This is a genomic window from Streptomyces sp. NPDC002784 (assembly GCF_053592135.1).
Genome location: NZ_JBSFVD010000020.1, coordinates 104261 through 124677 on the forward strand (window position 1 = coordinate 104261; position 20417 = coordinate 124677).

Annotated in this window: 18 protein-coding genes; 1 reads left to right on the top strand and 17 read right to left on the bottom strand. The window is 71.7% G+C overall.

Going from position 1 to position 20417, the window contains the following annotated elements; translation table 11 throughout:
* Window positions 1-85: 85 nt before the first annotated feature.
* The 17 genes from ACWD1Z_RS28525 to ACWD1Z_RS28605 all read right to left on the bottom strand — a co-directional run bounded on the left by ACWD1Z_RS28525 (window position 86) and on the right by ACWD1Z_RS28605 (window position 19322).
* Entirely contained in the window at window positions 86-1216 is a 1131-nt protein-coding gene (locus ACWD1Z_RS28525; RefSeq protein WP_451122453.1) for a pectinesterase family protein, read from the bottom strand.
* A gap of 59 nt (window positions 1217-1275) precedes the next feature.
* Window positions 1276-2592, bottom strand: coding sequence for a pectate lyase family protein (locus ACWD1Z_RS28530; protein WP_451122454.1), 1317 nt, complete (start codon window positions 2590-2592; stop codon window positions 1276-1278).
* Between the two features lie 80 nt (window positions 2593-2672).
* Window positions 2673-3461 (bottom strand): rhamnogalacturonan acetylesterase, encoded by a 789-nt coding sequence (locus ACWD1Z_RS28535; RefSeq protein WP_451122455.1) that lies wholly within the window; start codon window positions 3459-3461, stop codon window positions 2673-2675.
* 107 nt (window positions 3462-3568) lie between these two features.
* A complete protein-coding gene (locus ACWD1Z_RS28540) occupies window positions 3569-4912 on the bottom strand; it encodes an ABC transporter substrate-binding protein (protein ID WP_451122456.1) in 1344 nt (447 codons plus the stop codon).
* A gap of 73 nt (window positions 4913-4985) precedes the next feature.
* Window positions 4986-6002, bottom strand: a complete 1017-nt coding sequence (locus ACWD1Z_RS28545) for a pectate lyase family protein (RefSeq protein WP_451122457.1) — start codon at window positions 6000-6002, stop codon at window positions 4986-4988.
* Window positions 6003-6080: 78 nt separating this feature from the next.
* Window positions 6081-7583 carry a family 43 glycosylhydrolase gene (locus ACWD1Z_RS28550; RefSeq protein WP_451122458.1) on the bottom strand — a complete coding sequence of 501 codons (1503 nt, stop codon included), beginning with the start codon at window positions 7581-7583 and terminating at the stop codon, window positions 6081-6083.
* On the bottom strand, window positions 7580-8425 hold the full coding sequence (locus tag ACWD1Z_RS28555; protein ID WP_451122496.1) for a DUF6807 domain-containing protein: 846 nt from the start codon (window positions 8423-8425) through the stop codon (window positions 7580-7582). The genes ACWD1Z_RS28550 and ACWD1Z_RS28555 overlap by 4 nt, the downstream gene beginning before the upstream one ends.
* Window positions 8425-9582, bottom strand: a complete 1158-nt coding sequence (locus tag ACWD1Z_RS28560; protein ID WP_451122459.1) for a Gfo/Idh/MocA family protein — start codon at window positions 9580-9582, stop codon at window positions 8425-8427. The genes ACWD1Z_RS28555 and ACWD1Z_RS28560 overlap by 1 nt, the downstream gene beginning before the upstream one ends.
* A complete protein-coding gene (locus tag ACWD1Z_RS28565) occupies window positions 9579-10862 on the bottom strand; it encodes a pectate lyase family protein (RefSeq protein WP_451122460.1) in 1284 nt (427 codons plus the stop codon). The genes ACWD1Z_RS28560 and ACWD1Z_RS28565 overlap by 4 nt, the downstream gene beginning before the upstream one ends.
* Window positions 10859-11752 carry a carbohydrate ABC transporter permease gene (locus ACWD1Z_RS28570; RefSeq protein WP_451122461.1) on the bottom strand — a complete coding sequence of 298 codons (894 nt, stop codon included), beginning with the start codon at window positions 11750-11752 and terminating at the stop codon, window positions 10859-10861. Before ACWD1Z_RS28570 ends, ACWD1Z_RS28565 begins: the two co-directional genes overlap by 4 nt.
* Window positions 11749-12684 (bottom strand): carbohydrate ABC transporter permease, encoded by a 936-nt coding sequence (locus ACWD1Z_RS28575; protein ID WP_451122462.1) that lies wholly within the window; start codon window positions 12682-12684, stop codon window positions 11749-11751. Before ACWD1Z_RS28575 ends, ACWD1Z_RS28570 begins: the two co-directional genes overlap by 4 nt.
* Window positions 12685-12766: 82 nt before the next feature.
* A complete protein-coding gene (gene araD / locus ACWD1Z_RS28580; protein ID WP_451122497.1) occupies window positions 12767-14488 on the bottom strand; it encodes an L-arabinonate dehydratase in 1722 nt (573 codons plus the stop codon).
* Window positions 14485-15396 carry a dihydrodipicolinate synthase family protein gene (locus ACWD1Z_RS28585; protein WP_451122463.1) on the bottom strand — a complete coding sequence of 304 codons (912 nt, stop codon included), beginning with the start codon at window positions 15394-15396 and terminating at the stop codon, window positions 14485-14487. The genes araD and ACWD1Z_RS28585 overlap by 4 nt, the downstream gene beginning before the upstream one ends.
* Window positions 15393-16049: a GntR family transcriptional regulator gene (locus ACWD1Z_RS28590; RefSeq protein ID WP_389418753.1), complete on the bottom strand. Its 657-nt coding sequence runs from the start codon at window positions 16047-16049 to the stop codon at window positions 15393-15395. Before ACWD1Z_RS28590 ends, ACWD1Z_RS28585 begins: the two co-directional genes overlap by 4 nt.
* A 148-nt stretch (window positions 16050-16197) precedes the next feature.
* On the bottom strand, window positions 16198-16785 hold the full coding sequence (locus ACWD1Z_RS28595) for a TIGR03086 family metal-binding protein (RefSeq protein ID WP_451122464.1): 588 nt from the start codon (window positions 16783-16785) through the stop codon (window positions 16198-16200).
* Between the two features lie 432 nt (window positions 16786-17217).
* Window positions 17218-18375 carry a hypothetical protein gene (locus tag ACWD1Z_RS28600; RefSeq protein WP_451122465.1) on the bottom strand — a complete coding sequence of 386 codons (1158 nt, stop codon included), beginning with the start codon at window positions 18373-18375 and terminating at the stop codon, window positions 17218-17220.
* Window positions 18372-19322, bottom strand: a complete 951-nt coding sequence (locus tag ACWD1Z_RS28605; RefSeq protein WP_451122466.1) for a 5-dehydro-4-deoxyglucarate dehydratase — start codon at window positions 19320-19322, stop codon at window positions 18372-18374. The genes ACWD1Z_RS28600 and ACWD1Z_RS28605 overlap by 4 nt, the downstream gene beginning before the upstream one ends.
* A gap of 184 nt (window positions 19323-19506) precedes the next feature.
* Here ACWD1Z_RS28605 and ACWD1Z_RS28610 point away from each other — a divergent pair, with 184 nt between their 5' ends.
* Entirely contained in the window at window positions 19507-20316 is an 810-nt protein-coding gene (locus ACWD1Z_RS28610) for an NAD-dependent epimerase/dehydratase family protein (RefSeq protein ID WP_451122467.1), read from the top strand.
* Window positions 20317-20417: the final 101 nt, after the last annotated feature.

The window sequence follows — 20417 nt, forward strand, 5'->3', positions numbered from 1 at the left end:
GACCTGCTGACCTGAGCCCCCCTCGGTCAGCAGCGGAACGCCCCCGCCGGTGACGACCGGCGGGGGCGTTCCTTGTGCCGGCGGGTCAGTCCGTGCGCCACGGCCGCCAGTCCCCGAGGTAGGCCGCCCGGGTCGCCGAAGCGGCCTGTTCGGGGGAGAGCTGGGGGCGGTTGGCGGGCACGGTGATCTCCGCCCCCGGACCGGTGTTGCGGTACTCGGCGAACCGCTGGTCCTGCCACGGGTAGGCGTCCGACATGTTCGCGTAGGGCGCCGCCGCGTCGATGCCGGGGCCGAGCCAGGTCTCCCGGACGGTCAGCATGGGACGGGCGGTACGGTCGGAGCTGGGCACCCAGGGGCGGGCCAGCTTGTAGAAGGCGTCCGGGGCCTCGCTGGTGATCCGGCCCCGGGTGACCAGGTAGCCGCGCGGGTTGGCACCCGCCGTGGAGGGCGCGAAGACGAAGCCGTACGGTGCGGAGGCCAGATCGGTGCGGGTCAGCGTGCGGAAGTGGCAGTGCTCGAAGACGGCCGTCGCCCGGCCGAAGACGAAGTCGACGTCGCCCTCGGCGTAGCAGTGCGCGAAGTACTGCCGGGCGAAGACGGTCAGCGCGTTGGTGTCGGCGTACAGGGTGTCCTGGTGGCCGAGGAAACGGCAGTGGTGGAAGGCGGAGCGGTCGCCGGTCACCTTGATGGCGACGGCCTGGGTGCCGCTGATCCCGGGGTGGTCGGCGCGCAGCCAGTCGTTGGCGAAGGTGATCCGGCGGGCGGTGAATCCGTCGGCGCGCACGGTGGTGGTGGCCGATCCCGTGGTGCCGTAGGTGCCGGAGCCGTCGGGCCTCGGGGTGCCGGCGGCGTTGTCGTAGACGATGACGACGTCCCGGGGGTCGTCGCCCGCGCCGAGCCAGGTCATCTCGGTGCGGGTGGGGTCGACGCTCACGGTCTCCCGGTAGGTGCCGGGCGCGAGGACGAGGGTCCAGCCGCTGCCGGTGGCGGCGTGCACGGCGGCCTGGACGGTGGCGAAGTCACCGCGGCCGCGCGGGTCGACGTAGAGCGTGCTCGGGGTGAGGCGGGCGGCCGGTGAGCCGTACCGGCCGAACGGGCGGCCTGGGGCGGTGGCCCGCGCGGGGGCCGCGGTGAGCCCGAGGGCGGCGCTCGCTCCGGCGCTCGCCAGGAGGAATCCCCTGCGGGAGAAGGGCGGTTGGGGTTGGGGCGAGGGCATGCGGGTGCTCCTTCACAGGCGGACGGGGGCCGGGGCCGGGCTCCGGCCCCCGCGGCGGGTCAGCAGATGCGGCCGGCACCCGCGCGGTGGTCGACGATGCCCGGGACCGCCCGGGGGTGGTCGACCCGGGTCCGCAGCGTGGGCGTCCATCCCGCCCCGGACTGGAGGGTCTCGCCGGGGATCTCCGCGTTGTGGACGGCGATCAGGTCGGTGAGCTTGCCGTTGACGTAGTTGTGCGCGGCGGTGAGCGGGGCCTCGCTCCACTTCTTCAGCACCTTGCCGGTGCTCACCCCGGGCGCCAGCGAGAAGGCGTTGTGGGTGGCGTACAGCTGGGAGGAGGCGCCGATGCCGAAGACGTAGCCGAACTTCTGGCCGGCGGTCACCACGAAGTGGTTGTTGTACGCGTCGACCTGCCCGAACCGGACGCGCGGCGCCCGCTCCACGATGCCCTCGAAGCGGTTGTGGTGGAGGGTGACCTTGAGCTTGCCGGAGTCGGTCGGGCCCGCGCTGTCGCTGTTGCCGATCAGCATGGTCTTGTCGTGGTCCTCGAACGAGTTCCAGGACACCGTCACGTGGTTGGCGCCGCGCACCACGTCCACCAGGCCGTCGTGCTGCTGGTAGACCTTGCCGAAGTACTCCGGCAGGGAACTGTCGGGATAGCGGCCGTCGGTGAGCGTGTTGTGGTCGATCCACACATGGGTGGAGCCGTAGACGACGACACCGTCGTACTCGGAGTTCCAGGCGCCGGTCTTGTTGTCGTCCGTGGGGTCCCACTGCGGGAAGCAGTCGAGCGGGGCCTCGATGGTGAGGTTCCGGACGATCACATTGTCGACGCCCCGGATCTGCAGGCTGCCGCCCCGGATCCCGGAGTTGCGGCCGACGCCCACGATCGTGGTGTCGGACGGCACGCTCGCCTTGATCATCCTGTCCTGGTTGGCGGCGGAGGCGGCCCGCAGGTCCTCCTGCTCGCCGCTGACCGGGGTGTCGTGGCCCCACACCGCGGGGTCGTAGTCGGCGAGGTACTCCTGGAAGTCGTACCCCTCGGCGGCGAGGGCGTCGCAGCCCTCCGAGACGGCGTCGAGCATGCCCTTGACCTTGATGATCCGGGGCGCGGTACCGCCGTCCGCGAGGGCGGCCTTGAACTCCGCCCAGGTGCTCACGGTGTAGACGTGCGCGGCGTCGGCGGCCGACCCGCCGGTGGTCCCCGCGCCCTCGGACGCCCAGCCGTCCCCGGCGGGGAGCACCTCCCGCGCGAGGTCACGGGCTGGCCCCGCCTGAGCGGTCCCGGCGCCGGTGACCCCGAGGACGAGCGAGGCACAGCCGGCCAGCACGGCGGCTCTCTTCATGGCATGCCCATGCCACTTGTATGCGTTCATGATGCGGCTCTCTTCTCTGAGCGTGGAGGTACGGAGCGTGGAGGTACGGTGCGTGGGGGGTACGGAGCGTGGAGGTACGGTCAGGCAGCGGCGTCCGGCCAGGTGATCCAGGTCTGCGGGATCACCTCGTCCAGCCGCCGCAGGTCCTGCGGACGCAACACCCGCGTCCGCAGCGACTCCCGCGCCACGAGCCGCGCCACCTCGATGGCCCCGGGCGGGTTGAAGTGGGTGTTGTCCTGCTCGGTGGCGGTCCAGTTGAAGTACTTCTTGGTCTCCTCGGCCCCCAGCGACTGCCACAACTCCAGCGACCGCGCCTGGATGTCGAGCAGGGGAACCCGCTCCTCCTCGGCGAGCGCGCGCATGGCGGCCGGGTACTCGCCGTGGCTGGGCCGGGCGTTGCCCTGAGCGTCGAACCGCCGCCGCTCCACCGCGGTGGCGAGCACGGGCCGGGCACCCCGGGAACGGGCCCCCTCGATGTACAGCCGCAGATAGTCCTGGTACGTCGTCCAGGGCTCGGTGTAGCGCGCCGGGTCCGTGGCCTTCTCGTCGTTGTGCGCGAACTGGATCACGAGCAGGTCCCCGGGCCGGATCGCCCCGAGAATGACATCGAGTCGGCCTTCGTCGACGAAACTCTTCGAACTGCGCCCGTTCACCGCGTGATTGGCGACGACGAGCCCCTTGTGAAGAAAGAAGGGAAGAGCCATTCCCCACCCGGTCTCGGGCGCGGCGTCCGCGTATTTCTGGGCGGCGGTGGAATCCCCGGCGACGAAGAGCGTACGGCCCGGCCGCTCCCCGGCGTGCGCGGTACCGAAGGTGAGAGGAACGGCGGCGACGACAGCACCGGCGACCTGTCTACGGGAAAGTGACACACCATCTCCTTACAGCCAAGGGAAGTGGGACTCCCCAGGGGCGCGGGGAACTGCGCGACCAGCCACAACCGACCGGCAGCCCCCCACGCACAACGGCCCCCGGGTCCTCAGGACTTCTGCTCGTTCCACTCGGCCTGAGCCTCATTCAGCTGCTCGGCGAGCGTGTCCAGGAAATCCTTCGCGCTCATCTTCCCGAGCAGCACCTTCTGGAAGTTCGGCTCGTTCTCGGCCTTGGAAATGGTGTTCCAGTCCGGCAGGTAGTAAGGAAGCTGAACGATGGTCGTGGACCCGTCGTTCAACGAGGCGGCGGCCAGCTTCGTGGGCTCCGCCTCACTGATCCACGCGTCCTTCGCCGCCTCCGTGTTCGACGGAATCGCACCCGCCGACTCGTTCCACTTCGAGTTCGCCTCGTGCGACGCCGCGAACTCGATGAACTTCCAGGCCGCGTCCTTGTTCTTGGAGCTCTTGAACAGGCCCAGTCCGTCCACGGGGTTGGACACCTGGACCCGCTTGCCGGTGGAGCCGACCGGCTGCGGGATGCCGCGGAACTTGTCGACCCCGAGCGCCTTCACATGGTCCTGGTAGGAGCCCAGGTTGTGGTGGAGCATGCCGATGGTGCCGGAGTCCCACTGGGCGACCATCTTGGTGAAGTCGTTGTTGAGGTCGGCGGCCGGAGTGACCTTCTTGTAGAGGCCCGCGTACTTCTCCAGCGCCTCCACGTTCTTCGGGTCGTTGACGGTGGTCTTGTCGCCCTCCCAGAACGTGGTGATCCCGCTCTGTCCGTACATCACGTCCAGCGCCTGCGCGATCGACCCGGCGCCACCGCGGATGGTGTACCCGAACTCGTTCTTGCCCGAGTTCGTGAGCTTCTCGGCGGCCTCGTAGAACGTGTCCCAGCTCGTCGGCTCCTCCAGGCCCGCCTTCTTGAACAGGTCGGTCCGGTAGTACAGGACGCCGTTGTTGGCGGAGGTGGGGATGGAGTACATGTGCTCCTCGGAGCCGCCGGCCACCTTCACCGACTCGACCATGTCCTCGTTGAGCTTGCCGTTCAGGGCGGACTCGGCGAGCCGGGTCTCCACCGGCTCCAGCGCGTCCTGCGCGGCGATCCCGGCGAGCATCGCCGCGCCGACCCCGCCGACGTCGGGCAGTCCGCCGCCCTGGATGGCGGTGTCGTACTTGGACTGCACCTCGGTGGCGGCGATCGGGACGTACTCGACCTCGATGTCGGGGTTCGCCTTCTCGAAGTCGGCGATGATCTCCTTCCAGATGTCGGTGCGCACACCGCCGTTGTTGTCCCAGAAGACGATCTCGCCCTTGCCGGAGCCCTCGGAACCCTTGTCCCCGCCGCTGCCACTGCCGTCGTCGCCGCAGGCGGTGGCGGTCAGGGCGAGCACGGAGCCCAGGGCGACGGCTATGGCGGCGCGCCTGCTTCTACGGATGCTGATCTTCATTGGTCGGCTCTCTTCTTCTGGATCCTGCGGGAAATGCAGTGGTGGGGTCAGTGGGTGGGGTCAATGGGTGGGGTCAGTGGGCGGGGCGGGCCCGGCCGATGTGCTCCTGCGGCCCCGAGAAGCGCTGCACCAGCGCGGGCACGGCGGCGGCCGGGTCGAGCCGGTAGTCGTAGAACTCCCGCGGCTCGAAGGCGGCGCCCCAGGTGTCGTGGCGTCCGGTGGTGTTCCTCAGGATCGATCCGCGCTGCACCAGCTCGGCCGTGGCGTCGGCCTGGTAGGGGTGCTGGACGTCCTGGTAGTAGCTGTTCTCGATGACCATCCGGGTCCGGCCGCGGGACCAGTTGCCGTAGGTCCACACCGGGTCGCCCGGATCCGCCTGCGCGGTCAGGTAGTTGTTGTACAGATGCGCGTAGGCGGCGTTGTCCACGGACGGGTTGCGCTGCTTGGTGTGGGCGAACCAGTTGTGGTCGATGGTGATCTGCGTCCTGAGGCTGGTGGTCCAGCCGAGGCCGAAGGTCTTGTTGTTGTTCTCGAACCGGTTGTAGGAGACGGTCACGTACTCGCTGTCCTTGCGGATGTCGAGCTGTCCGTCGCAGATGTTCGAGAAGCGGTTGTGGTCGACCCAGACGTGGTGGACGGTGTCCATCTGGATGCCGTCGAAGTCGGTGTTCTTGCAGTCCCAGTCGCCCTCGACCGCCGAGTCACGGATCGTCAGATTGCGGATGATCACGTTGTGGGTGCCGGGAGCGAGGTGCAGCTCGCCCTGGACCAGCTCGCCGCTGCGGCCGGCCCCGACGATGGTCTTGTCGGAGGCGACCTCGATGACCGCCCCGAACGGCTCGGCGGTGATCGTGCCCCGGACGCGGATGACGTACGGCTCGGCCGCCGCCGCGTACCTGGCCAGCGACGCCTGGTCGGTGACCGTGACGACCTTGCCACCGGCCCCGCCGGAGATGCCCCCCGCCAGGGAGGCGAACCCGTGCGGGCGGTCGGCGAAGCGGTCGGCCGCCGCGCCGGAAGCGGACCCGGCGTCCGCCTCGCCGACCGCCCCGAGCCCGAGGGCGGCGACCAGTCCCAGGACGGCGGCCATGGTGCGGCCCGTCCCTGGCAAGCGCTTGCCACGGAGGTGCGTCATTGCGGCTCCCAACAGGCGTACGGAGAAGGTGGGTTACGAGGCGGTGACCGTGAAGTGCGTGAAGGTCGCCGCGCCGGCGTGTCCCTGGCCGGTGGGCGCGAGGGCGAACAGGCCGAGCAGGGCGCCGACCCAGCGCCAGGGCGTGGCGGCGAAGACGGGACCGGACGGCGTCCAGCCGTCCCCGACGTCGTACAGGAAGCGGCAGCGGGCGCCGGAGGTGATCTCGATCCGCAGCCGGGCGCGGGCCTCGGGGGCCGGGCGGGGGTGGCCCGCGTCGCGTTCGCGTTCGGCGACGGCCTCGGCGAAGCGGTGGACGAGGTGGACGCTGCCGTCGGTGCCGCGCTGCAGGCCGATCCAGCCGAACGCGTCCCCGAGCACCGCGAGCCCGGCCCGGGCCCCCGGCTCGTCGCTGTCCAGGCGCAGGCCGACCTCGACGGTGGCCGGCCTGCCGGGCAGCCGCTGGGTGAGGACGTTCGGCAGTTTGCGCAGGTCGTGCGCGTCGGCCGAGCGGACGCAGGTGAGCCGGAGCCCGTCCGCGGAGTGCTGGGTGGACCAGCCCTCGCGGGGATTGGCCGTCCACTGCCACTGCCGGCCGTGCCGGCCGCCGGGGAAGTCGTCGTCGGTGGCGGGCGCGGCGGGCGGCTGCGGCGGCAGGTCGGGCCTGCGGTGCACGGCGACGGGGGCGCCGTCGGCACCGAGCACCGGCCAGCCGTCGGCACCCCAGCGCATCGGCTGGAGGTGCACGACCCGGCCGTAGGCGCCGCGCTGCTGGAAGTGGACGAACCAGTCCTCGCCGGACCGGGTGCGCACCCAGCCGCCCTGGTGGGGGCCGTTGACGTCGGTGTCCTTCTGTTCGAGGACGATCTTCTCCTCGTACGGGCCGAAGAAGCCGCGGGAGCGGAAGGCGCCCTGCCAGCCGGTCTCCACTCCCCCGGCGGGGGCGAGGATCCAGAACCAGCCGTCGTGCCGGTAGAGCTTGGGGCCCTCCAGGGTGAACCAGCCGGGGATGCGGTCGCCGTCGACGATCACCTTGCCCTCGTCGAGGAGTTCGGTGCCGTCGGGGTGCATCCGGTGGCCGGTGAGCCGGTTCTTGATGCCGGAGCGGGACTTGGCCCAGGCGTGCACCAGGTAGGCCTCGCCGGTCTCCTCGCCCCACAGCGGGCAGGGGTCGATCAGGCCCTTGCCGGCCTTGAGCAGGTGCGGCCGGCTCCACGGGCCGCGGATCGCGGGGGCGTTGATCTGGTAGATGCCCTGGTCGGGGTCGCCCCAGAAGATCCAGAAGCGGTCGGCGTGATGGCGCAGGGAGGGTGCCCAGACCCCGCAGTCGTGCCGTGGGGTGCGGAACTCGGCCGCCGGTTCCAGCCGGTCCAGGGCATGGCCGACCAGGGTCCAGCTGACCAGGTCGCGGGAGTGCAGCAGCGGCAGTCCGGGGACGCGGCCGAAGCTGGAGGCGGTCAGGTAGAAGTCGTCGCCGACGCGCAGCACGTCCGGGTCGGACCAGTCCGCGTCGAGGATCGGGTTCGTGTACGTCGTCACTGGCTCACCGCCTTCGTGACGAGGGCCGCCGCCGCTTCCCGGTCCAGGCGGCCGTCGGCGACCACGGTGACGATCCGGCGCACGACGGTGTCGCCGGGGGTGACGGGCAGCCGGTCCCGGTGGGCGAGCGAGGAACCGACCCCCGGGTACTCGGCGGTCCGTACGAACCACGGGTCCTGGCGGGTCCGTTCGGTGGCGCCCGCGAACACCAGCGTCCAGCAGGAGCCGACGAGGGCGACCCAGTCGGCGCGGCTGCCGTGCGCCCGCTCCTCGCCCTCGGCGTCGGGGGTGAGGACGTCCGGGGCGGAAGCCTCCTTGCGGGCCCGCCAGAAGAACCCGCCGTAGGCCGCGCCGGGGCGCCCGTTGGTGGCCGGGCTGCCGATGGTCAGGGTGGCCGGAGTGGCGTTGGTGAGGGAGAAGGTGAAGTCCAGCGCCCAGGCGGAGTCGGTGAGTCCGGTGGCCGCGACGGTACGGCGCTCGCGCAGCAGTTCGGTGCCGGCGGCCATCCAGCGCAGCTCCTCGACGAAGCCGTCGGGGTCGCGCAGCGGGAAGCCCACGTGACGCTGGGCGCCGTGGTTGTCCAGCTCGGTCGGCCCCTGGTCGCGGACGAAGGTGCGCCCGCCCCAGAAGTTGTGCCCCTCGACGTCGGGAACGGCGACACCGACGCCGAGGTGGTGGGTGTGGTCGGCGGGGCCCAGCTCGGTGACCGCGGTGCCGGCCAGGGTGGTGACCGGGTGCAGGTACGGGCGCGGGGAGAGCCGTTCCGGCAGTTCGGGCCGGGTGACGTACCGGCCGACCGGGCGGCCCGCGACCCGCAGGACGGGGGTGTCGTGGCTCGTCATCATGTGCTCACCTCTGTGCGGAGTCCGCGCGGCAGCGCCCAGGGGGCGCCCAGCTCGGAGTAGAGGGCGAGGGTGTCGGCGGCGGCCGTGATCAGGCCGTCGATGCCGGGGACGACCCGGCGCTGTTCGCCGGGCAGCAGATGCCAGGACCCGGCGGGCAGCGGAGCGGGGTCGGGGGCCCGCCGGACCGCCTCGACGACCTGCATGAAGGCGCCGGTCTCCGCCGGGGTGACCAGCAGGCCGTCGCCGTCGGTGAGATGCCGGACCAGGTTCTCCAGCAGGTCGGTGCGGCCGTACTCGGACTCCTCGGGGCCGTGGCCGGCGCGCTGCAGCAGTACCCGGTCCTGCTTGTACCAGAAGGTGATCCGGCCGCTGCTGCCGTGCACCACGACATACGGCTCGGCGGGGTGCTCGGCGCACAGGGTGGCGGCGACGGTGACCGGGTGGCCCTGGGCGGTGGCGACGCGGACGCAGGAGGTGTCGTCGGCCTCGATGTCGTTGGCGCGCAGCAGTTCGGTCTCGACGTCGGTGACGTGCTCGGCGCGGGTCGTGCCGCCGAGCGCGAGGGCGGTGGCGACGGCGTGCGCGAGCGGGTTGGTCAGCGCGCCGTCGATCACGTCGACGCCGTTCAGGCGGCGCTTGCCGGCCCAGGGCGCGCGCCGGTAGTAGGACTCGGCGCGGGCCCAGGCGCCGGCTCCGCCGATGCCGGCCACTTCCCCGATGGTGCCGTCGGCGATCATCCGCCGGATCGCGGGCACCGCCTGCGAACCGAGCGACTGGAACCCGACCTGGCAGGCGACCCCGGCCTCGGCGACCCCCTCGGCCATGCGCCGGAACTCGGCGAAGGACGGGGCGGGCGGCTTCTCCAGCAGGAGGTGCACGCCGCGCCGGGCGGCTTCCAGGGCGAGGTCCGTGTGGGTCGGGATCGGGGTGCAGATCACCGCGACGCGGGCGCCGGTGGAGTCCAGGAGGGCACCGAAGTCGGCGGACTGCTCGGGCGTGCCGAGTCCCTCGGGGAGTTCCTGGGCGGTCAGCGGGGTCAGCTCGCAGATGCCGGCCAGCCGGACGACGCCCTGGTCCTGGAGCCGGCGGATGTTCTCCAGATGCCAGCGGCCGTGGCCGCGCGCGCCCGCCAGGACGATGTCTACGGTGCTCATGGGATCCTCCCCGCGCCCGCGCCGCGTGCCACCGCTCGGTCGGCCGCCGCCGCGCTGTCGATCTTTGTGTGCAGGGCAGGTGTCCAGCCGACGTCGGCCGTGAGGTCGCGCTCGCTGCCGGAGTTGTAGGCGTTGTAGGTCGTGCGCAGGTCGACGGGGAAGCCGTTGAAGAGGGTGCCCTCGTCGTGCAGGGCGCTGCCGTTCCAGCTCTTGACCAGGTCGGCGACCTCGACATGGCCCGGGGTGGTGAAGGCGTTGTTCTGGACGTACAGGGCGGACTCGGTGCCGACGCCGATCGCGTACCGGTGGCCGTCCTCGACGACGTACCGGTTGTTGTAGAGGTGCACCTGCCCGAAGCGGACGCGCGGCGCCCGCTGGACGACGGACTCGAACGCGTTGTGGTGCAGGGTGACCCGGAGCTTGCCCCGGTCGCCGGTGGCGGTGTCGCCGTTGCCGATGAGCATCGCCTTGTCGTGGCCGGCGAACCGGCTCCAGGAGACGGTGACCAGGTCGGAGCCGTTTGTGATGTCGAGCAGGCCGTCGTGGCGCAGGTAGGTGCGGCCGAAGTGCGTCGGCTCGGCGGAGTCCGGGTGGCCCTTGTCGGTGAACGTCACATGGTCGACCCAGACGTGTGTGGCGCCGCGCAGCCAGAGGTTGTCGTAGGCCGCCTTCCAGTCGCCGAGGCCGCCGGAGTTGGGCTGCCAGACGGGGAAGCAGTCGTAGGCGTCGCGCAGTTCGAGGTTGCGGACGATGACGTCGGTGGCGTCCTTGATCTGGAGGCTGGCGCCCTTCAGGACCGCCTTGTCGCCGAGGCCGACGATCGTGGTGTGGGAGCCGACGGCCAGTTCGACGCGCTCGGCCTGCCGGGCGGCGGAGGCCTGGCGGGCCCGCTCCTGGGGGCCGCTGGGCTTGGCGGAGCCCCAGGTGCGGGGGTCGTAGGCGGCGAGGTACCGCTTCAGGTCGTAGCCGTCGGTGGCGTAGTCGGCGCAGTCCAGGTGGTCGCCGTCGTCGTCGGTGTTGGCGTCGATCGTCCCCGCGATTCTGATGATCTTCGGGGTGTCGCTGCCGCCGTCGAGGGCACGGACGAGGCCGGCGCGGTCGGTCACCGTGAACACCTGGGCGTCGTCGGCGGCGGCGCCTCCGGTGGTGCCGGTGCCGTAGGACGCCCAGCCGTCACCGGCGGGCAGGGTGTCGCGGCCGAGGTCGCGGCCCTCGGCGTGCGCGGGGAAGCCCAGCAGGCCCAGCAGGGCGAGCGGGACGATGAACCGGTGCCGTCTCATCCCTTGACCGCCCCCGCGCTGAAGCCGGTGATCAGCCACTTCTGGATGAAGGCGAACACCAGCACCACCGGTACGGCCGCGATGATGCCGCCCGCGGCGAGCGCGCCGAGGTCGACGCTGTCGGCGCTCATCAGGGTGTTGAGGCCGACCGGGATCGTCTGCTTGTCCTGGTTGTTGAGGAACATCAGGGCGAACAGGAAGTGGTTCCAGGAGTGCACGAAGGCGAAGGAGCCGACGGCGATCAGGCCGGGCCGCAGCAGCGGCAGCACGACGACCCGGAAGGCCCGCATCCGTCCGCAGCCGTCCACCCAGGCGGCCTCCTCCAGGGAGTACGGCACGTTCTTGATGAAGTTGCTGATCAGGATCATCGACAGCGGCAGCTGGAAGACGGTCTCCGCGAGGATGACGCTGATCAGCGAGTTGATCATCTGGAGTTCGGCGAAGATCTCGAACAGCGGCACCAGCAGCAGCGCGCCCGGCACGAACTGCGAGCACAGCAGGGCGAGCATGAAGGCCCGCTTGATCTTGAAGTCGAACCGGGCGAGGGCGTAACCGCCGGCCAGGGCGACGAGGGTCGTCATCACGAGGGTGGCGACGCCGACCAGGACGCTGTTCTGGAAGTAGGTGCCGAAGCTGCGCTCGTTCCAGACCTTCTCGAAGTGGTCGAAGGTGATCGGCCAGGGCACGAGCGAGGTGGATCCGGCCGGGCGGAGCGCGAAGAGCAGGATCCAGTAGAAGGGGATCAGGGTGAAGAGCAGATAGATGCCGAGCGGGAGATAGATCTGCCAGCGCGGGGCCTCGTCCCAGGCGCGGTGCTTGCCGGTGGGGCGGGGCGGCGGCGGGGTCCGGCGGGCGGCGGGCACGACCGGGACGGCTTCCTTGATGCTCACTTGCTGTCGCCTCCGAACTTGCTCAGCCGCAGATAGACCATCGAGCAGAAGAGCAGGATCACGAACGCCACCGTGGTCAGGGCCGACGCGTAGCCGAAGTTGTGGGCGTCGACGCTGGTGTTGGCGATGTAGAGCGGGAGTGTCGTGGTCTCGCCCGCGGGTCCGCCGCCGGTGAGGGTGTAGAGCAGGTCGACGTTGTTGAACTCCCACACCGCGCGCAGCAGCGTGGACAGGATGATGGCGTCCTTCAGATGGGGCAGCGTGATGTGCCAGAACTGCTTCAGCCGGCCGGCCCCGTCGACCTCGGCGGCCTCGTACAGGTCCTTCGAGACGGACTGCAGGTCGGCGAGGATGAGGATCGCGAAGAAGGGGACACCGCGCCACAGGTCGGCGATGATCGCCGCCGGGAAGACGGTGGAGGTGTCCGACAGCCAGCTGGTGCCGTAGGAGCCGATGCCCATGTCCGCGAGGTAACGGGTGATGCCCGTCTGGGAGTTGTAGAGCAGCACCCAGATCGCGGAGGTCAGCACTCCGGAGACGGCCCAGGGGGAGAAGACCATCGCGCGGCCCAGTCCCCGGCCGACGAAGGTCTGGTTGACGATCAGGGCGAGCGCGAGTCCGAACAGCAGCTGGAGTCCGACCTCGACGAAGACCCACTTGGCGCTGAAGACCAGCGTGTCCCAGAACAGCGGGTCGTCGGTGAAGGCGTGGACGAAATTGTCGAAGCCCGCGTAGCCGTTGCGCCACGGTTTGGTGGGGTTGTAGTGCTGCAGGCTGTAGTAGAAGACGCTGATCACCGGGTAGGCGATGAAGCCCAGCATGAGCAGGGCGGCCGGGGCGATCAGCAGATAGGGGAGCCTGCGCGGGGTGGCGGAGGCACGGCGCCGCCTCGGTGGCGCGGGCGGTTTCGCCACGGCTGCGGCTTGGGCCATGACTGTTCTCCGTTCTCGGTGAAGCGCTTTCCGATCACTGTTCGGTGTCTCGACCGAAGAGGGCGGTGGTCGAAGGGGTGGTTCAGCCGGCGTAGGGGTCGCGCACCGTGCCCGGACGGGCCAGGAACTCGAAGTCGCAGCCGGTGTCTGCCTGGGTGATCTGTTCGTTGTAGAGCGCGCCGTAGCCGCGCTCGTAGCGCGCGGGCGGCGCTGTCCACCGCTCCCGGCGGCGGGCCAGCTCCTCGTCGTCCACGTGGAGTTGCAGGGTGCGCGCCTCGACGTCCAGGGTGATGGAGTCCCCGGTGCGCACCAGGGCCAGCGGTCCGCCGACGTACGACTCGGGCGCCACGTGCAGGACGCAGGCGCCGTAACTGGTGCCGCTCATCCGGGCGTCGGAGATCCGCACCATGTCCCGGACGCCCTGCTTGAGCAGGTGGTCGGGGATGGGCAGCATGCCGTACTCGGGCATGCCGGGGCCGCCCTTGGGCCCGGCGTTGCGCAGCACCAGCACGCTGTCGGCGGTGATGTCCAGCGACGGGTCGTTGATGGTCCGCTGCATGGTCCGGTAGTCGTCGAAGACGACGGCGGGGCCGGTGTGCTTGAGCAGGTGCGGCTCGGCGGTGATGTGCTTGATGACGGCGCCGTCGGGGCAGAGGTTGCCGCGCAGCACAGCGACCCCGCCCTCGCCGGCGACCGGGTTGTCGCGGGTGCGGATGACGTCGTCGTCGTGGACGACGGCGCCCGCGATCTGCTCCCGGAGGGTGCCGTTGACGGTCGGCCGGTCCAGGTGCAGCAGATCGGTGATCCGCGACAGGAACCCGGGCAGGCCGCCGGCGAAGTAGAAGTCCTCCATGAGGTACGTCCGGCCGCCGGGACGGACGTTGGCGAGCACCGGCACGGTACGCGCGATGCGGTCGAAGTCGTCCAGGGTGAGCGGGACCTGGCAGCGGCCGGCCATCGCGATCAGATGGATGACCGCGTTGGTGGAGCCGCCCAGGCCGAGCACCGTGGTGACGGCGTCCTCGAAGGCCGCGCGGGTCAGGATCGCCGACGGAAGCAGCCCGTTCCAGGCGAGGTGCACGGCGCGGCGCCCGGAGGCGGCGGCCATCCGCTCGTGCCCGGAGTCGACCGCCGGGATCGAGGAGGCGCCCGGCAGCGTCATGCCGAGGGCTTCCGCCGCCGCGGTCATCGTGGACGCGGTCCCCATGGTCATGCAGTGACCCGGGGAGCGGGCCAGCCCGCCCTGCAGCTCGCGCAGTTCGCAGTCGGTCAGATTGCCGGCGCGGTGCTCGTCCCAGTACTTCCACATGTCGGTGCCGGAGCCGAGGGTCTCCCCCCGCCAGTGCCCCGGCAGCATCGGCCCCGCGGGCACGAAGAGCGAGGGGACGTCGGCCGAGGCCGCGCCCATGAGCAGCGCCGGCGTCGACTTGTCGCAGCCGCCGAGCAGCACCGCCGCGTCGATCGGATACGACCGCAGCAGCTCTTCCGTCTCCATGGCGAGGAGGTTGCGGTAGAGCATCGGGGTGGGCTTCTGGTAGGTCTCCGAGAGCGTGGCGACCGGGAACTCGAGCGGGAAGCCCCCGGCCTGCCACACGCCCCGCTTGACCGCCTCGGCGCGCTCGCGCAGATGGACGTGGCAGGGGTTGATGTCGGACCAGGTATTGAGCACGGCGATCACCGGGCGGCCCCGGTACTCCTCCGCCTCGTACCCCAGCTGGCGCATCCGGGCGTTGTGCGACCAGGTCCGCAACTGGCCCTCGGTGCCGTACCACTGGTGGCTTCTGAGCTCCTCCGGCGCCTTCATATGGACCATCCGGCGGCGATGGCGGCGACCTCGGCGCGCTCGCTCTCGGGCAGCTGCCTGCTCGGCGGGCGGACGTCCCGGCGGCACAGGCCGAGGGAGGCGAGGGCCTCCTTCACCACGGTGACGTTGTTGGCGGAGCCGCTGGCGGCCCGCAGTTCCTCGAAGCGGCGGATCTGCTCCCAGACCTTCATGGCGGCCGGGTAGTCACCGGACCGCAGCGCCTCGATCATGTTCAGCGACACGGCCGGGGCGACGTTCACCAGCCCGGAGGTGAAGCCGGTGGCGCCCGCGGAGAAGTAGGAGGGGGCGTACGGCTCGGCGAGCCCGGCGACCCAGACGAACCGGTCGAGTCCCGCGTCCCGGGCGAACGCCGCGAACCTGGCGGCGTCCGGGACGGCGTACTTGACGCCGATGACGTTCGGGCAGGAGTCGGCGAGTTCGGCGAGCCGGGCGCCGGTGAGCTGGGCGTTGCGGATGTACGGGACCACGCCCAGCTCGGGCACGGCCTCGGCGATGGCCCGGTGGTAGTCGACCCAGCCGTCCTGCGAGACGTACGGGTGGACGGGCTGGTGGACCATCACCATGGCGGCGCCCAGTTCCCGGGCGTGCCGGGCGGAGGTGATCGCGGTGGGCACGTCGTGGCCGACGCCGACGAGGATCACGGCGCGGTCGCCGGCCTCGTCGACGGTGAGCTCGGTGACGAGCCGGCGCTCCTGGGGGCTGAGGGCGTAGAACTCACCGGTGTTGCCGTTGGGGGTCAGGGTCCGGATCCCCCCGTCGAGCAGCCGACGCAGCAGGGCCCGGTGGACGTCCTGGTCGATGCTGCCGTCCTCGGCGAACGGGGTCACCGGGATCGACACCACGTCGGCCAGGGCCGCCCGCTGGGTCTCGAACGTCTCGCTGCTCATTCCTGACCTTCCTGGTTGGCGGCGCCGGGGAACGCCCGCTCGACGAAGGACGCGATGTGGGCGTGCAGGGCGCGCGCCGCGCCGTCCGCGTCGCCGCCGAGGGCGAGCCGCAGGATCTCCTCGTGCTCACCGGCCTCCCGCTCCCAGGAGGGCGAGGCGGCCCAGGCGACGGCGGAGACGAGGGCGGCCTGGTCCCGGACCTCGTCGAGCATCCGGCCGAGCAGCGGGTTGCCGCAGGGCAGGTACAGGGCGCGGTGGAACTCCCGGTTGGCCAGGGAGCGTTCGGCGGTGTCGGTGGCCTGGTCCGCCCGGGTCAGGGCGTCGCGGGCGGCATCGAGGGAGGCGCCCCGGCGGACGGCCCGCTTCAGCGCCTCGGGCTCCAGGAGCAGCCGCACGTCGTAGACCTCGCGCGCCATGTCCGCGTCCACCATGCGCACCGTGACGCCCTTGTACTGGTTCATCACGACGAGCCCGGTCCCGGCGAGCGTCTTGAGCGCTTCGCGCACCGGGGTCTTGGACACCCCGAACTGCGCGGCCAGCTCGGTCTCCACCAGGGCCTGGCCGGGGGTCAACTGGCCGGTGAGGATACGGCGTTTGATCTCCTCCAGCACGTACTGCGTGCGGGAGGGGATCGGCGTGGGCACAGAGGTCATGCGCGCCTCTCGGATCTCACATATCGCGTCTCATATATGACGTACGAAGTACGACGCGTTGAAGGTAGGAGCGCCCCTGTGTTTCGTCAATGCTTCTGACAAAGAAAAACGGGGCGGCTGGATCGCCGCCCCGCTCACCCCTCTCCGCTTACGGCCGTGTCCAGTGCGGATCCCGCCCGCTCAGGCCCATCGCCCGGTCGAGCAGCGGGGCGTCCTGCGGTACCGGCACGATCGGGCCGAAGATCTCGCCGCGACCGGGGTCGTCCTTCGAGGCGAGGAGGAAGTCGTGGGCGGCCTCCAGGGCGGCCGGGTCGGGGGTGTACGGCTGCCCCGTGGCCCGGGCCAGGTCCCAGCCGTGGACGACCAGTTCGTCGATGGCCACGGCACCGGCGACGGCGCCGGGCAGGTCGACGCCGCCCGCCCGGGTCATCCCGGTCCACGCGGCCGGGTCGCGCCAGGCGCCGGCGAGTTCGTCCAGGACCTTCGGGAGCTCCTCGCGCCAGCCGGGGCCGATGTCGGGGAGGGAGGCGGTGGGCGGGGTGTCGGTCGTGGCGCCGAGGGTCTTGCGGCCGGCGTCGCGGAAGGCGATGCTCAGGCCCAGCAGATGGCCCAGCAGGTTGCGGACCCTCAGGTCCGGGCACGGTGTCGGGTCCGTCAGCTGCTCGTCGGTCACGCCCTCGGCGAGGCGGGCGAGGATCTGGGTCTGGGGTCCCAGGTCGATGATCGAGTCCGTCATGGGGCTGCTCCTCGGGGTCTGCGCGGCGGTCCTGAAGGGTGGACCACCCTGACCCCGGAAACTCATCGCCCGTACCCGAGGAAACAACTCCCGCGGGACGACGGCGCCCACGAGCCCCCACCCCCCGGGACCGCCGCCACCCGGACACCCCACCCCGCCACGGACCGCCGCCGCCCGGACGCCCCACCCTGCCGCGGACCGCCCGTGATCGGCGCCTCGGGCGAGAACGGCGAGCGGCGCCACCCGGACGCCCCACCCCGCCACGGACCGCCGCCACCGGACACCCCCGCCGCCCCGGACGCTCCCTCGCCGGGATCACCGCCACCCGGACGCCCGTCAGCCCTAGGCGGGCGCCGTCCAGACGCCCGTCAGACCTCGGCGAGCGCCGCCCGGACGCCATTCAACCCTCGGCGGGCGCCGACCAGCCGCCCGTCAGACCTCGGCGAGAGCCGACCGCACCAGTTCCAGGTCCCCGTCTGACGCCAGACCCGCGTGGTACAGCCGCAGTTCCGTCGCCCCGAGCGCACGCGCGCGTGCCGCGTCCGCGGCGAGGGTGCGCGGGCTGCCGCCCATTCCGGAGACCACGGTGAAGTTGGCGGCCAGCACCCCGTGCCTCTGCTCGGCGAACGGCGTCAGCGAATCGGGGCCGCCGGTACAGGGCACGACCACACCGTCGGCGACGGACAGGATGTGCGCGGGATCCACACCGGCGTTCGCCCCGCAGTGGTAGGACACGGGGTCGGCGTGCAGCAGCACCTGGAACCCGGCCGGCGCCGCGGCACGGACCGCGGCGACGGCCGCCTCCTGGAGCGTGCGGGCCGTCTCGTCGCGCCACGCGCGCGTGGCGGCCGCCTGACCCTCCCCGAGCAGCTTCTCGACGCCCGCCCACCCCTCGTCGGCGGCCACGCCCCGCCACAGCGGCTCCAGCGCGGCCCGGACGGCCGCCGCCAGCTCGTCGGCGTCCAGGCCCCGGTCGCCGTAGCCCTGCCGGCAGGCCGGGCAGAAGCAGAGGGACATCAGGTACTGCCCGGCCTCCCCCAGGCCGACGCCGCCGGTCTTGTCGTGGGCGTGCAGATGGGCGAGGCCGTACCAGCCGAGGGACTCCAGTTCGGTGCCGCGCGCGCCGGGCCGTACCGCCGCCTCGGCGGCCAGGTCGGTCAGGTACGCGCGCGTGGCGGGCTGCGCGATGCACGGGGCCCACGGGTAGCGGTCACCGTAGGCGTTGACCACGGAGGTGTGCGGATGCTCGGCGCCGAGCCGGGAGTTGTGCGCGAGCACGACCCAGGTGTGCACCTCGAGGCCGGTGTCCGCGAGCGCGGCCGCCGCCTCGCCGTAGGCGTCCCCGGGCGCCCAGTCCCCGGCCGCGTAGGGGCGCAGTTCCCGGCCGTCCCAGCGCGCGTCCGCCGGGTAGAGCACGGCGGCGTGTTCGGCCGTGACGATGCGGTGGCGCGGGTGACGGGGGGTGAGCGCGCGCGTGGAGTGGTAGGCGGCGGCCAGCGTCACCTGCCCGACGCCGAGGGCGGCGATCCGCCCGGCCGCCTCCGGGTCCCCGTTGACGTCCCAGGGGTAGACGAACGCCGACGCCTTCACTTGCCGTCCTCCTCGTCGTCGAGCAGCGCGTACCCGCGTTCGATCAGCAGCGCGAGCTGCTTGACATGATCCTCGCCCGGCTCGTGCAGCGGCGGCCGGACCTCCCCCACGTCGAGGCCGCGCAGCCGGACCCCCGCCTTGACCAGCGCGACGGCGTACCCGCGGCCCTGGGCGCGCAGTTCGACGAACGGCCGGTAGAAGCCGTCCAGGAGGCGGCGGGCGGTGGCCTCGTCGCCGTGGTGCAGCGCCTGGTGGAAGGTGAGGGCGATCTCGGGGGCGAAGCAGAACACGGCCGACGAGTAGAGCGTGACGCCGAGGGAGCGGTACGCGAGCTGGGTCAGCTCGGCGGTGGGCAGTCCGTTGAAGCAGAGGAAGTCGCCGGGGACGTCGGTGCGCAGGGCACTGACGGTCCGCTGCATGAGGTCCAGGTCGCCGAGACCGTCCTTGAACCCGATGATCCCGTCCGTGCGGGCGAGTTCGACGACCGTCCGCGGGGTGAACACGGCGTTGTCGCGCTGGTAGACGATCACGGGCAGCGCGGTGGCCGCGGCGACCTCCCGGTAGTGCCGCAGCAGCCCCTCCTGCGCGGCGAGCACGAGATACGGCGGCATGGCGAGCAGCCCGTCGGCGCCGGCCGCCTCGGCGAGCCGCGCGTACCGCACAGCGAGCGCGGTGCCGTATCCGGTGCCCGCGACGACCGGAACCCGCCCCGCCGTCACCTCCACGGCCGCCCGTACGCATTCCTGGTACTCCTCGGGCGTCAGCGCGTGGAACTCCCCGGTCCCGCAGCAGGCGAAGACGGCGGCGGCCCCGGCCTCCACGCCCCGGCGCACATGCTCGCGGTAGACGTCGGGATCGACGGCGCCCTCGGGGCCGTAGGCGGTGACGGGGAAGAACAGCGGCCCGCTGGGGAGGCCGAGTCGAGCGGCGAGGTCGGCTGGCGTCACAGGCTCTCCCTAGAACGGGTCGGTCACGACGATGTGCAGGTTTCTGATCGGAGTTTATGTTTATGAACACCTGCTCCGCCACTCTTGACGAAGCGGGGTGATGATCCATAGCTTGTCCACGAATGTGAATACCGTGCACTCATGCGGCCGTTCCGCTCCGGCTGCCCACTCAAGGAGACCGAGGATGCCCGCGCCCCGCACCGTTCTGCTCACCGGCGCCGCCGGCGGCCTCGGCACCCTGATGCGGGACCTGCTGCCCGAGTACGGCTATGAGCTGCGCCTGCTCGACCTGCGCCCGATCGAGGGCGAGCCGGACGCCGTCGTCGCGGACCTCGCCGACCGGGAGGCGCTGCGCGAGGCCGTCCGGGGCGTCGACGCGATCATCCACCTGGCGGGCATCTCCCTGGAAGCCCCCTTCGAGAAGATCCTCCGGGCGAACATCGAGGGCACTTACCACCTCTACGAGGCCGCGCGCGAGGAGGGCGTCGGGCGCATCGTCTTCGCCTCCTCCAACCACGCGGTCGGCTTCACCCCCCGCCCCCAGGGCGACGACCCGCTGATCCCGATCGACACCCCGCGCCGCCCGGACACCTTCTACGGCCTGTCCAAGTCCTTCGGCGAGGACCTCGCCCAGTTCTACTGGGACAAGTACGGCCTGGAGACCGTCTCGGTGCGCATCGGCTCCTGCTTCCCCGAGCCCACCAGCGTCCGCATGCTGTCGGTCTGGATGAGCCCCGCCGACGGCGCCCGCCTCTTCCACGCGGCCCTGACCGCCGAGGAGGTCGGCCACACGGTCGTCTACGGCTCCTCCGCCAACACCCGCCTGTGGTGGGACCTCACCACGGCCCGCTCCCTCGGCTACACCCCCGAGGACGACTCCGAGCCCTACGCCGAGAAGCTGATCGCGGAACAGGGCGACCTGGACCCCGCCAACGAGGCCCACGCCCGCCTGGGCGGCCACTTCGTGAACGACCCGCCGATCTGGCCGTACTGACCGAGAACCATCGTGACTCCAGGCGGACGGGCGGAGAACGGGCCCGTCCGCCGCGTATTCGGGCACGGCCGGACGGCCTCCCGGGCCTCCACGGAGACGGG